Raw genomic sequence first — 13404 nt, 5'->3', positions numbered from 1 at the left:
AAACGTTTTTTGCTCACTTGCTTGCACTATATTCATTAAAAGACTTTTGATTTCATAAGATATAACGTTTTGAATTTCATTACCTTTATTTCCTACCTCGGTAAAAAAATACCGTGGTTATAAAATCGATCTTGTCTTTAAATCCTTTGTGCAATCTTTATGAATTAAACCTATAAGCTTATGACAGTTTCAAACGATTATTCCTTTGAAGGTTTAGCTCAAAAAAGAGCAAAACTCATACCAATTCTTTAAACGTATACAATTTATGTTATCGATAATTCCAAACGACTAAATTTTAAACAATGTGATTTGTGCTGTGATAAAAACGTATCATAAAATTTATAGACTATTATGAATGATATCGGCTTTTCATTTCATATGAATGCACCCATGCGTTATAATATTTGCACCATGATTTGCTTTTTATGGTCTATTCATACATGGCAATCTTCTATAAAAAATAGTCAAATGAATCATGCATAAAAATGTGGATTCTTAAGTGGACTCATATAAAATAATTGCAAACAAACTATTGACTTTATTGTGTTTTTTGATATTATACTGAGTACTATCTCCAGCTTTGCGCTTTTCTAAAGCAACGACAATAATATCCTTTAAAGAGTAGAGATATGAGCATTATTTTTTGTTTTTTCATTCTTTAATGAGTCCCCTATCCTTCATGCAATAAAGAACACTTAAAACAGAACACATTGTATAGACAAGATAATACATTGATTTATAATGATAATATAGCGTTATTCATATTGAATGAGAGTCCCGAATAACGTAAGATTATCTCGTTTCAAATCTGTTTATCTTGAATCAATTAAAATCATTCCCTTGCACGTCAAAAGCGGGGCTGATGTGTGGGTAAAATTTGTATAAGAAAGGACTAAAAATGGCCCTTATGAACCGTCTTAAGTGCCAAGGACTGTCGCAACATTGGGGGCTGGCAAATATAATGATGGTGCCGACTTGCTTCTTCACAAACGTAAAGATGGAGGTGCTCAATGGCTGTATCGTTATACCATTCATGGGCAGCGTCGCGAAATGGGTTTGGGTGCGTTGCGACATGTTTCTTTAAAACAACACATTTATTAGCAACAATAATGATGATTAATCTATGATCACAAACTTTAAAATTATATTCATAACTTTTATATAAAATTTATAATTAAATCCCATTAAAATTCTTACAAAATCTTCATTCCTCTTCGCCCTAAGAAACGAAACACCTACTCCTGACAGTCTGTAAACACTCCGTTCTCTTAAGTAAATTTAAGCGGATAACCATTTCATGAAATTCACTTACACAACAAGAATACACCGGCATGTCCTATTTTGAATATTTACTTCACACTCTAAAAACACTTAATAGACCAAATTTATATGTCTTATCTCACCACACCTTAAAGAACAGTGTTTTAACGAAATAGAATAAATCTTGCCTTAAATACTCTGTTTAACCTTTTATACTTGATTGATGCAAAAATTAAATCAACGAAAGAGCATCACTCTATTTTCGAGAGGTATGAATCGCCCCATCATAAAAAGCAGTTCTTATAACATGACAGGCAATTTGAAAAAAATCTTTTTATATAAAAGGGATCACCGTTGTACCGGGAGGCAATTTTGCCTCATCTTCAGGCTCGACATGAATAGAAATACGCACATTATCAAATTCTTTTTGAAGAACACCTTCGATTTTATCACAAATTTTATGTGCTTCTCCTACCTGCATTACAGCAGGCACAACCAAATGAAACTCTATAAAAGTAACCCTCCCAGCAACACGCGTCCGTAAATCATGGACCTCAAGCGCACCCGATGCATTTGCAGAAATCAGCTCCCGAATCCGCATGCTTTCATTCAATTCAACGCCAACGTCCATTAATCCCTGAACAGCATTTCTAATCACCTTCCAGCCCTGTAAGAGAATATTAACGGCAACGATTATCGCTAAAATTGGATCTAAAGCTCCCCATCCCCCGATAAAACCAGCAATCAGACCAACTAAAATTGCAAGCGAAGTAAAAACATCCGTTATAAAATGCACTCCATCCGCTTTAAGAGCCGGTGAGCGATGGTGTTTTCCCTGCCAAATAAGAACCATTCCCCACATACAATTTATGACAGTTGCAATAAGGTGAATAACAAGCCATATTCCAGGCTTCTGCAATAATTGAACGGTAGAAAGAGCTATCCATGCTTCTCTTAAAATAACAATTGCCGCAATAATAATGAGTACCCCTTCAAGAATTGCGGAAAAATATTCCGCTTTATGATGCCCAAAGGGATGATCCTGATCTGCTGGCTTCATACTCACTTTAACAGCCCACCATGCTGCCGATGACGCAAGGATATTAACGATTGATTCCAATGCATCAGAATAAAGTGCAACCGAACCTGTGATGTGATATGCCCAATATTTCAAAGCAAAAACGATACACGCAATAAAAATAGAGTATAAAGTTAAGCTTTGTATATTGATTTTTACATCCATGAACCTCATCCTTTTCTTCACGAAATAAGGGAATTAATATTTTAAACCATATAATGATACTTTTGGCATATCGACAATATTTCCTCAATATTATAGAAGCTTCACCATACAATAAACACCTCAGCTCACCATTATTATCGTAAAAACTGCTCAGTTACACGAACAGCACTAATAAATAAAGAAGAGAGAAAATAATAAAAAAAAGAGCTTTTCCAAGGATAATCAAACACAACACCTTCATTATTAATCGTTTTCTGAATAACTTAAAGCCATTTCACTTCTCATAAACGAAAAACTTATTTTTGCTCATGATCATGCGTTATTTTTCGGTCTTATGATGTGCATTATAACCAATCTTAAGCCATCTTCGCACCTTAGAAAAATATCTTAGCACTCTACTGTAACTTTACAGGTCAACAGGATTTTTAAATATGATTTACTAAAAAATTGAGATATAAAAAAGAAGAACAATGATACCCTCAAAAAAAGAATCTGGGCATTGGGGACCCAGATTCTTTTCCCTTAGAAATTAAGGGCATACAGAACTTGGGAAATAGCGGGGACCCAAGACACTGCACCCGATACGAGAAAAAATATATGATTCCGTATCAGTGTTTTTATACTATACCTATGGTTGTGCGTTGTCAACACAGATTCTACCATAAGTTTTAAAATAATGTTTTTTTCTCTCTTTGTTAAAATAAAATAAATTCTAACATCTGGAAATCATAAGAAAAAAGCACTAAAAATCTCTCATGCATTTGAATATCATAACAATCAATGAAACAGATGATCCACGCCTAAAAGCCTATCATAATATCCGTGAAAAAGATCCTTGTTGGACGGCAACATCAATTTATTGCTGAAGGCAAAGTAACATTGTCCGCATTACTGCACTCGAAAGATTTTTCTGCCATCTCACTACTCATCGTAGCAAACCGTCTCTCTGGACTTCTACCGCTTTTAAAAAAAACACAGCCTCTATGTCCCATTTATTGCGTTCCACAAAAAGTTATAGATAATATCACCGGCTTCCATGTTCATCGTGGTGTTTTGGGTATTGGTAAACGCAAAACACTGCCATCCTTACAAAGTTTTTTACAACATCTTCCAGAAAAAGCTTTGATTCTTGTTTTATGTGGTATCTCGAATCACGATAATATGGGATCAATTTTTCGTAATGCAGCAGCCTTTGCCAGTAATGGCATTATTGTCGACAAAACCTCATGCGATCCGCTTTATCGCAAATCAATACGAGTTTCTGCCGGCGCTGCTTTAAAAGTACCCTATACGCAAAACGCTGATATAAATGACATTATAACTGCTTTAAACAATGAAAACTTTCATCTTTATGCACTCTCCCCTTCTGCCTCACACACTCTCAAGCAAGCCAACAAAACCAAAAGAATGGCACTTATTTTTGGAACAGAAGGCGATGGCTTACCACCCCATATACTACAACAATCAAAAACCTTACGTATTCCCATGACTGACGGTTTTGACAGCCTTAATGTTGCCACAGCCTCAGGTATTGCACTTGCCCATTTTACCAACTTTGACCACTAAAGATGATGACACTTTAAGTTGTAAAACATAGCCGATGCTGTATGTTATCTACCAGTCTCCAATAATATTGCCGTTCCCTAGCATTTGAAAGTATTGATAAAAAAACATTTTTCTTATAATGCTTTCTACACCCTAACCCCACTTATGATGTGCAGAAGACATAATGTTGATGGATTCAATCATAAAACAAACTTCCAATGAGAAAATCTTCCGGAAGTCTCTCATTCAAGTTTAAGAGTACAAAATATTATTACAAATCAATTTACTATGTTTTATGAAGCTGTTGTTTTTAGTTCAGAAGAAATAGAATCTTTTGTTTCGAGATTACATAAAACGCGCTTCAACATCATTTCAGTATCGGCCGCACGTTCTGAATGTGTTACAAATCCTCCCCCAAGAATACGCGCCTCATGACCATTTTCATCATAAAGAACGCAAGCTTGCCCTGGCGCCACACCATTTTCACATTCCAATAAATCAACGGAAAAAACACCTTCTTTATAATGTAAGCGCGCAAGGTGAGGAGGACGCGTTGAACGCACCTTTACAGCCACCTCAATACCTTGAGAAGGGAAATTATCTAACGACTCATCACCAAGCCAATTCACATCACGTAAAAAAAGCTTATGCGTTTCTAACATTTCACGCGGTCCAACAATAACACGTGCATTTTCTACATCGAGATAAACCACATAAAGCGCTTCACCCGTTGACACCCCAATACCACGACGTTGACCAACCGTATAATTAACAATTCCCGAATGTTGACCTAAAATCTTTCCATCAATATGGACAATAACACCAGGATTAGCTGCTTCTGGACGCAGTTTTGCGATAACATCTGAATATTTTCCTTGTGGAACAAAACAAATATCCTGACTATCATGCTTATTGGCAACCACAAAGCCCATTTCTGCTGCCATTTCACGAACGCGGGCTTTTGGAAGGTCACCAAGTGGAAAACGCAAATAATCAATCTGTTCTTGTGTCGTTGCAAAGAGGAAATAACTCTGATCACGATCATTATCGAGAGGACGAAAGAGTGCTCGATGCGCTCCATGGGAACGCGAACGAATATAATGTCCCGTAGCCAAAGCATCTGCCCCCAATTCGCGTGCTGTTGCTAATAAATCAGCAAACTTAACCGTTTGATTACATGCAATACATGGTACTGGTGTCTCTCCATGAGCATAGCTCTCTGCAAAAGGATCAATAACAGCTTCGCGAAAGCGCTTTTCATAATCAAGAACATAATGCGGTATTCCTAATGTTTCTGCAACGCGGCGTGCATCCTCAATATCTTGTCCTGCACAACACGCCCCCACCCGATGCGTTGCTGCCCCATGATCATAAAGCTGCAACGTAATGCCAATAACATTATACCCTTCCTTTTTCAAAAGACCTGCAACAACCGATGAATCAACCCCCCCCGACATTGCAACCACAATGCGAGAATCCTTAGGTTGTCCTGGTAAATCAAGACTGTTTAAAAACATATATTCATTCTCTATTTAATGCTCTGTTTAATGGCTACCCATATGCTAACATTCTGATGCGCGCTCTTCAGCACTTTTACACAACAGGTTGTCTTTATATTATTTTTTTATCCTTTCCACAACCATAGGCATTACTTTCTTAAAAGCTGCTGCAAATAAAAAAAGAATGATAGAAATAAGGCATAATGGCAATCGTTTGGGAAAAATCCTTTTAGAAAACCTTTTTTGCTCTTTTGAAAAATCCGGTAAAATATTGCAAGAATCTCTTCTACACATCTCAACTTGAGCTTCTTTTACATGCTCAATCACTTTATTAATTTTTTCTTTCAGCGCTTTTAGCTCTTTTTTAAATTTCATGCTCTATAAACGAATCAAATCCTTGACTCAAGGTAGAGGATACGAATGAGCAATTTGATAAAAACACAAATGAAATATGTTATTGGGCCAGATGGAAGTCCGCTTACAATTGCCGACCTACCGCCGCAAACAACACGGCGCTGGGTGATTCGTCGCAAAGCTGAAGTTGTTGCGGCTGTCAGAGGTGGATTGTTAAGTCTTGACGAAGCGTGCCAACGTTATACTTTGACTGTAGAAGAATTTCTTTCATGGCAAAGTTTGATCGATGAACACGGTTTAGCGGGATTACGAACGACCAAGATTCAAAACTACAGGCATTAAGTTGCCATTGATTACGATTATGATAACATAAAGCAATTTATAAAACAGCCAAACTAGATAAAAGTTTGGCTGTTTTATACCATATCCAAAAGATAAATCTGAAAGAATGGATTTTTAATAATTGCTTTGATCATTCAGCCATTAAATTAGCCAACCATTGAATTAGATTGAATCAAAATATTCTCATCATCCGCAGCAATCTTCTTTTCTCGTGCTTCCAAAAGCTGTGCACGTTGCAGCTCTGTATTAGCTTCATGGAGAGCAATTTCAGCGTTTGTTTTTTGAAGCTGTAAATCACGAATCGAATTGATCAGGTTATCACGTCTTTGCCGCGCTGCACGCGCAAAAGCAGAATAAGCAAAATGGTGAACATCATTATTTCCAGATTTACGTTCTTCATGAGTAATCTGCGCTTCCAGCTCTAACACCATTCGTTCAAATTCTGCGATCATCATCTCAAGCTGTGCAATTTCACGGCGCTTTCCACGCACTTGAAACATCCTCAATCGCACCATATTTTCTCGTGGCTTCATACTCACTACTCCTTGATTGCGCCAACTCAAAACTCGTATTCACACCCATAAATATCTTCTAGTTATATATCTATCCGACAAAAACAGTCTATTAACTTGAAATTATAATAATTTCTGCCTTTCTTTAAAGCATCTGACAAGACAATCTGCTTTAAAGAGCAATAACTATTTCTTTACTTTTCCACCCCATTATAAAATGAAGAGGTTTAAAGCTCAGTAAACAAACACTGAAATTGTAAAAAAGTAATTTATAATGCTCTTTTACAATTTTTTTTAAGTTAAAGTTTATAGAGAAAGCCCTTCTTTTTTTTATTATGTTAAAAAATAAGCGATTTTTTTAAAATAATTTTGTAGCCTCTTTCAAAAATAAAAATATTTTGTTAACCACTATCATGGATAGTGGGGAATTTAGTAGTGATTGTTACGCGTACTACTGAAATGTTCATAAACACTTTGTTTTAAGTGTTTGATTTAATGAATTGTTTTTATAACAGTGGTTTTGCTAACTGATATAAAATAGAAATGCTCCTTATGATTCGTGAAGGAGCAAAGTGAGGGATCTAAAATGCGCGTATTATTAATTGAAGATGATAGAGCAGTTACTCAGAGCATTGAGTTGATGTTAAAGTCGGCTAACTTTAATGTTTATATCACTGATCTGGGTGAAGAAGGTATCGATTTAGGAAAACTCTATGATTATGATATCATTTTGCTTGATCTGAATTTGCCCGATATGTCAGGGTATGATGTCTTGCGGACTCTAAGGTTGGCAAAAATAAAAACTCCTGTCCTGATCCTTTCTGGTATGAATGCCATTGAAGACAAGGTACGTGGTTTTGGCTTTGGAGCAGACGACTATATGACGAAGCCTTTTCATAAGGATGAGCTCATTGCGCGTATCCATGCAGTTGTTCGTCGTTCTAAAGGACATGCACAATCGGTTATTGTTACCGGTGATCTTACCGTTAACCTTGACGCAAAAACCGTCGAAGTTGCAGGGCGCCCCGTTCATTTAACCGGTAAAGAGTACCAAATGCTAGAGCTTCTCTCTTTACGCAAAGGTACCACTCTTACCAAGGAAATGTTTCTCAATCATCTCTATGGTGGAATGGATGAACCAGAACTAAAGATTATCGATGTTTTTATCTGTAAATTGCGGAAAAAATTGGAAGCAGTCTCTTCTAATGTAAATTACATTGATACAGTTTGGGGACGTGGTTACGTATTACGTGATCCAGTTGAAGAGAACGTACGAAAAACCGCTTAAGCAGTGAACATGCACATTGTAAAATCTCGGAGTGTAGCGGGCCGAGATTTTTTCTCGAGGATCTTTTCTCTATTAAAAATAGAAAACTCGCACACCAAAAATCTCATATAGAAAGCGCTTAAAGCTTAAGAAGTAAGCACACCAAATTTACACATATAATCCTATCGCTCATAAGTTCAACTGAAGCCACTTTTCCCAACACAGCTTAAGCGCTTCTCTCTTATTCAAAGCTTTTTTACACTTTCTAAAACAATACAACGATCACTTTCATCAATATTTATTTTCATCTCTGTCATCTGAGCAAGTAATATTGTGTAATAAAATTGGATGACATGTGCATCAATAAGCCCTTCTTGAACTTCTCCACGAAATAACGCAAGAAAATGAGGGGGTATCCGAAGAGTTTTACCGAAAACCTCAAATCGAAAAGAACGTTTATTTTCTTCTTGCAAAATCATAACAACAATTTCACCACCACGAGAAACTGTTGCATTTGCAATCAATAATAAATTAAGTAAAAGTTTAACTTCATCTTTTTCTAACAATAAAGAAGAAGCTTGCCATTTTAAAGTTGCTTTTTCTTCTTTCATATATTGTTGAGCAACCTGCTCTGCAGCCCGTGTATCTATTTGTCCTCCACTTGCACCAGAAAAACCAAAAGCCAATCGCGCAAATTGTAGACGTGCAGTAGCACTCGCAACGGATAAACGTACCAATTGTAAAGCATCTTCTTCAGCTCCTCCTTCATCATAAAGCTCCATTGCATTTTGAATAGCCCCCACAGGTGAAATCAAATCATGGCAAATACGACTACAAAGCAAAGCAGCAAGATCCATAGGCTTCAAAGAAATATCTAACGTCATAATGATTGAGAACTCCTAGATTCAAAAAACAAACTTTATTTTAAAGAAAAACTCTTAACATCTGATGCATAATAGGAAACATTAACAATCATGCTAAAAAAAATTCAGAAATAAATTCAAGAATTTAAATAACCTTATATCTTATTTTTTATTTGAATCGAATAAAAATTCTAATATTATCTTTTTGTTTATCACTAATAAAAGGAGAAAACTCCATGGCTCTCTCTCTGCTCAAATACTGGTACAAAAATATTATATCTTTAATCTTCCTTTTATTCATCACCATAAACACTGCACATGCTCAACTAAAACCAATAGAGCAAAACGAACCCCATTATTCACTCCAAGAAATTATTGATTCTGGTCATATTTTTTTTGGGAAAACAGCCAGTGGTCTGGCTGTTGCAATTCAAAATATTTTTTCAAAATACGGTTATCCCAATGCCTATATTTTAGGAGAAGAAGCTTCTGGTGCCTTTTTTGCTGGATTAACCTATGGCGAAGGAAGGATTTTTACCAAAAGCTATGGTCAACATAAAGTTTTTTGGCAAGGTCCCTCAGTAGGATGGGATTTTGGCGGCCAAGGCTCCCGTTTAATGATCTTAGTTTACAATCTTAATAGCATAAATAATTTATGGAGACGCTATGGTGGTATTTCAGGTTCGGCCTATTTAATTGCAGGTGTTGGTTTTCATGTCCTCAAATACCATAATACCTTGTTAATCCCAATACGTACAGGAGTCGGCGCACGCCTTGGTATCAATGTAGGGTATTTAAAATTAACACCTAGACCGACATGGAATCCATTTTAAACGTATTCTTATTTGAAAAGGGGCATTATGCTTATTCAATCATTTCTTTTTTTTATACTTGGAGTTTCTTTCACTTCCTGGTTACTGGTCCTTTTATCTCCTTTTATTTGGCGTAAAGCCGTTCATTTTGCGTATAAAGATGTTTGTGCGCAAATGCCATTATCACTCGCGGAAATAGAAGCAAATCACGATTTTCTTCGTGCACAACATGCTGTAGAATTAGCAAACAACCAACAAAAGTACGAATTTTTGCAAAAAAAATACGCCCAACAAAAAATACAACTGAGCCAAGTAACAGAACAATTTTATCGGCTATGCCTCCCCACACAAGACGCTCTCACCAAAGAAGCGATAGCAATCAAACAAAATATCGCCACAATACACACTTTCAAAGGAAAGAAAAATGATGCGTGAAAAAATCGCACACTATCAGCAACGTTTACAAAAAATCCAAACTTATGAGCTTAACACGACCGCTAACCACCAATTGCTGGAAGAACTCCGTGAAGAAACAAAAGAACTCGCAGCAACATTAGCAGCTCAAATAGCGCTACAAGAGGGGAATACATCCCCCATCAACACATTGATTCAAAAATCCAAAAGCAAAAATGACCTAGCATCACGTATTCGCAAAAAAATAACTCTTCTCTCCAAAAGCCCCCTTAAATAGGTTATCTTTTAAAACACCTTAAATGAAGAGTAAAATCAACAAAGGTTCACGGTAACTTTCATAACCCAAATCCTTTTTATTAAACGCGACTTTCTTGCTAAGCTAAAGGACAAGGTTTCCTAACCCATACAGTTCTATTAAAAAACATCTTCTTGTCAAGCAGATTCACTTTCTAATCATATCACCGCTCTAAAGGACAACATTTCATAGCTCTTAGAAAGTAAATAATACCAAAAACATTGATTACACACTCTAACAAAAAATACCTTCTAAAATGGGTCACCAATAGAGCTTTGACCATAATTTTAAGGATAAAACACGCTCTCAAGAGTGATAAAAATCTCTTATTTTTTGGATAATCATATCCTGATCCGTTTGTGTCAAGTAAGGATGCATTGGTAAACTTAAAACACACTCTCCTAAAGACTCTGAAACAGAAAGGGAATCTTTTACATAAGGGAAGTGTTTATAAGCTGGCTGTTGGTGTAAAGGAGTTTTATAATAAATCATTGTAGGGATAGAATTTTTTTGTAAGAAATCTTTTAATTTATCACGTTCTTTTACCTTAATCGTATATTGTGCATAAGCAGAACGAATATTTTCTCCTATTTCTGGAACTGTAACAATATCTCTTAAGCCATTGGAATAGTATTGAGCAATTTCTACACGCTTTTCCATTTCATCTTCAAAGATCGCAAACTTTTCTAGTAAAATTGCAGCCTGAATACTATCTAGACGCGAATTCATACCAATACGTACATTGTCATATTGCGTTTCACCTTTACCATGAAACAAAATAGAGCGTAAAAGTTTTGCAAAATGATCATCATTGGTCATCATAGCACCTCCATCGCCATAACATCCTAATGGTTTTGCAGGATAAAAACTTGTAGCAGCCACATCACCAAAAGCACCGCACATAGTATTACCGCTTCTTCCGCCCATAGATTGAGCAGCATCTTCAATTACAAAAAGATTTTCTTTTGCTGCCACTTGAGCAATTTGCACATAGTCAGCAGCAAGCCCAAATAAATCAACGGCAATAATAGCCTTTGGCTTTAGACGTCCCTCTTTTTTTACCATTTCGATAGCGTGAGAAAGTTTTTCAACATCAATATTGAATGTATCAGGTAAAACATCAACAAAAACAGGCTCAGCCCCCACCAAAGCAACCACTTCAGCCGTTGCTGAAAATGTAAAACTAGGACAAAACACAGCATCCCCTGGACCAATATTTTTAGCCATAAGAGGCATCTTCAAAGCATCTGTTCCATTAGCACATGCAATCACATGTTTAACGCCCAGATATTCTGCCAATTTCTCTTCAAACTCTGTTACTTTTGGCCCCAAAATATACTTCCCACTAGCGACCACATGCGCAATTGCAGAATTAATTTTATCTTCAATACGCGCACGCTGCGCCCCAAGGTCGATGAATTGCATATTAACTCCATTGATCATCACAAGAATGCAAAAGCGCTACCTATCTCTTTTATCTATCATAATTGACACCAGCAGCTGTTAAAATCCGTAAAACCGCAATAGCATCATCACCATTTGTACGAGGTGATTGACGCGTTTCAATACAATGAAGAAAGTGACGTAATTCGCAAGTAAGCGGTAAGTCTTCACAAACATCAATATAATTCAGCTCATCCATGCTAAAAGCCCACTCTTGATTTTCTTTCCAAACGGCAAAATGGTGCATTGCCAATTTACGACTCCACAGTTCCATATCATCAAAAACGAGCATAGCCTTTGTCCCCACAACAGTTAAACGCCTCTCACGATAAGAACTCAAGCGTGAAGTAAAAAGATGACTACGCACACCATTTGGAAAAGTCATATGAATATGAGAAAAATCAGAAATCTGATTAACGACAGCAGCCCCCTCACCGCGAATTTCGGAAGGTTCACATCCTGTCAACGCCAAAATCATTGAGAGATCATGAGGGGCAAGATCCCATAAAGCATCACTGTGTGTATGAAATTTTCCAAAGCCTAATCTATGGGAATAAATATATCGCACATCTCCCACTTCTCCGTTTTTCACCAATTCACACATTTTTTCAAAAGCTGGATGAAAACGTAAAATATGGCCCACCATAAAAACTCGCCCATAAGCCTCAGCCTCCTGAACTTGGCGTTTAGCATCAGAAACATTCAAGGCTATTGGTTTTTCCACCAAAACATCTTTACCATTTTTAACAGCACAGAGCACATTTTGCGTATGCAATTGTGGCGGCAACGCTAATACTAGCGCATCAATATCTCGACGAGTAAAAAGATCATCTGGTGTAACAACCTCTACACCATACATCGTTGCAAAACTAGCAGCACGATCATTATCAATATCAGAAACCGCTGCTAAAGCCCCGAGAGAGTGAAGTGTCCGTATATGATTTTCACCCCAATGACCGCATCCTAAAACCGCTACACGTGGCACCATTTTCATGCCTTACCTTACTTTATCATATGAAAATTACACTTTTACATATCGAGGATAATATAGAATGACAAGAGAAAAGCTTAAAAACGATGCTTGACATCTTACTATTCTACCCCTTATATCCGCAAAAGATGTAATTATTTACAATTGTGATTGCTTATTTTGGCGGAGTAGCTCAGTAGGTTAGAGCAGAGGAATCATAATCCTTGTGTCGGGGGTTCAAATCCCTCCTCCGCTACCATTACTTTTTTGTTGTGTGTGTAGCTTGTCGGCGGGTTTTGTATATTTTGCCACTAGGTTTTGTACCAATTTATTTTTTTCAAAAGATTTTTAAGGGGTTCTCAAAGGGTCTTCAAAGGTTATTTAAAGACCCTTTAATGCATCTTTTCTCTTCATCCTAAAAGTCGCAATTTGAGATGATGAGCTCTCGAGCCGCAGTCGGATCATTTGAACCACATGTATAAGATGTATTCACCTCTTTTATCTTAAATTGGTTAAAGGTTTTTCGGATCTCAGGCACATCATTGAGAGACAGAAGAAATTTTCCCTTTAATTGCGCAAGCAGTG

Annotated in this window: 10 protein-coding genes, 1 tRNA gene and 4 pseudogenes; 7 read left to right on the top strand and 8 right to left on the bottom strand. The window is 36.7% G+C overall.

Annotated features, from left to right (window positions below; all coding sequences use genetic code 11):
• Positions 1–898: 898 nt before the first annotated feature.
• Positions 899–1089 (top strand): annotated as a pseudogene (locus PVV60_RS08245) (Arm DNA-binding domain-containing protein); the annotation flags it as partial.
• Positions 1090–1594: 505 nt separating this feature from the next.
• On the opposite strand, the gene PVV60_RS08240 reads toward PVV60_RS08245, so the two are convergent.
• Entirely contained in the window at positions 1595–2503 is a 909-nt protein-coding gene (locus PVV60_RS08240; RefSeq protein ID WP_273724209.1) for a cation diffusion facilitator family transporter, read from the bottom strand.
• A gap of 755 nt (positions 2504–3258) precedes the next feature.
• Between PVV60_RS08240 and PVV60_RS08235 the strand changes: the two are divergent.
• A pseudogene (locus tag PVV60_RS08235) lies at positions 3259–4069 on the top strand (TrmH family RNA methyltransferase).
• 272 nt (positions 4070–4341) lie between these two features.
• Here the strand turns inward: PVV60_RS08235 and mnmA are convergent.
• Positions 4342–5565 carry a tRNA 2-thiouridine(34) synthase MnmA gene (gene mnmA, locus PVV60_RS08230; RefSeq protein ID WP_273724207.1) on the bottom strand — a complete coding sequence of 408 codons (1224 nt, stop codon included), beginning with the start codon at positions 5563–5565 and terminating at the stop codon, positions 4342–4344.
• Positions 5566–5664: 99 nt separating this feature from the next.
• The gene (locus PVV60_RS08225; protein WP_273724206.1) at positions 5665–5922 is read right to left on the bottom strand and encodes a hypothetical protein; all 258 of its coding nucleotides are present in this window, start codon (positions 5920–5922) and stop codon (positions 5665–5667) included.
• Between the two features lie 45 nt (positions 5923–5967).
• Between PVV60_RS08225 and PVV60_RS08220 the strand changes: the two genes are divergently transcribed.
• Entirely contained in the window at positions 5968–6243 is a 276-nt protein-coding gene (locus PVV60_RS08220; protein ID WP_273724205.1) for a DUF1153 domain-containing protein, read from the top strand.
• A 146-nt stretch (positions 6244–6389) separates the two neighbouring features.
• On the opposite strand, the gene PVV60_RS08215 is transcribed toward PVV60_RS08220, so the two are convergent.
• Entirely contained in the window at positions 6390–6776 is a 387-nt protein-coding gene (locus tag PVV60_RS08215; RefSeq protein WP_273724204.1) for a flagellar export protein FliJ, read from the bottom strand.
• A gap of 565 nt (positions 6777–7341) precedes the next feature.
• Here PVV60_RS08215 and ctrA point away from each other — a divergent pair.
• A complete protein-coding gene (ctrA, locus tag PVV60_RS08210; protein WP_273724203.1) occupies positions 7342–8043 on the top strand; it encodes a response regulator transcription factor CtrA in 702 nt (233 codons plus the stop codon).
• A 224-nt stretch (positions 8044–8267) separates the two neighbouring features.
• Here ctrA and chpT read toward each other — a convergent pair whose 3' ends face one another.
• Positions 8268–8906: a histidine phosphotransferase ChpT gene (gene chpT / locus PVV60_RS08205; RefSeq protein ID WP_273724202.1), complete on the bottom strand. Its 639-nt coding sequence runs from the start codon at positions 8904–8906 to the stop codon at positions 8268–8270.
• A 215-nt stretch (positions 8907–9121) separates the two neighbouring features.
• On the opposite strand from chpT, the gene PVV60_RS08200 reads away from it, so the two are divergent.
• Together PVV60_RS08200 and PVV60_RS08195 are read left to right on the top strand one after the other, a co-directional pair.
• Positions 9122–9718: a DUF1134 domain-containing protein gene (locus tag PVV60_RS08200; protein ID WP_273724200.1), complete on the top strand. Its 597-nt coding sequence runs from the start codon at positions 9122–9124 to the stop codon at positions 9716–9718.
• Positions 9719–9745: 27 nt separating this feature from the next.
• Positions 9746–10388, top strand: a pseudogene (locus PVV60_RS08195) (hypothetical protein).
• A 324-nt stretch (positions 10389–10712) separates the two neighbouring features.
• Here PVV60_RS08195 and PVV60_RS08190 read toward each other — a convergent pair.
• Positions 10713–11831 carry a DegT/DnrJ/EryC1/StrS aminotransferase family protein gene (locus PVV60_RS08190; protein WP_273724198.1) on the bottom strand — a complete coding sequence of 373 codons (1119 nt, stop codon included), beginning with the start codon at positions 11829–11831 and terminating at the stop codon, positions 10713–10715.
• Positions 11832–11880: 49 nt separating this feature from the next.
• Positions 11881–12837, bottom strand: coding sequence for a Gfo/Idh/MocA family protein (locus tag PVV60_RS08185; protein WP_273724211.1), 957 nt, complete (start codon positions 12835–12837; stop codon positions 11881–11883).
• 164 nt (positions 12838–13001) lie between these two features.
• On the opposite strand from PVV60_RS08185, the gene PVV60_RS08180 reads away from it, so the two are divergent.
• A tRNA-Met gene (locus PVV60_RS08180) sits at positions 13002–13078 on the top strand.
• A gap of 156 nt (positions 13079–13234) precedes the next feature.
• On the opposite strand, the pseudogene PVV60_RS10790 reads toward PVV60_RS08180, so the two are convergent.
• Positions 13235–13404 (bottom strand): annotated as a pseudogene (locus PVV60_RS10790) (DNA adenine methylase); the annotation flags it as partial.

It is taken from the genome of Bartonella sp. AU18XJBT (assembly GCF_028618595.1).
GTDB lineage: Bacteria > Pseudomonadota > Alphaproteobacteria > Rhizobiales > Rhizobiaceae > Bartonella.
This window is presented reverse-complemented; position numbering and strand designations above follow the sequence as displayed.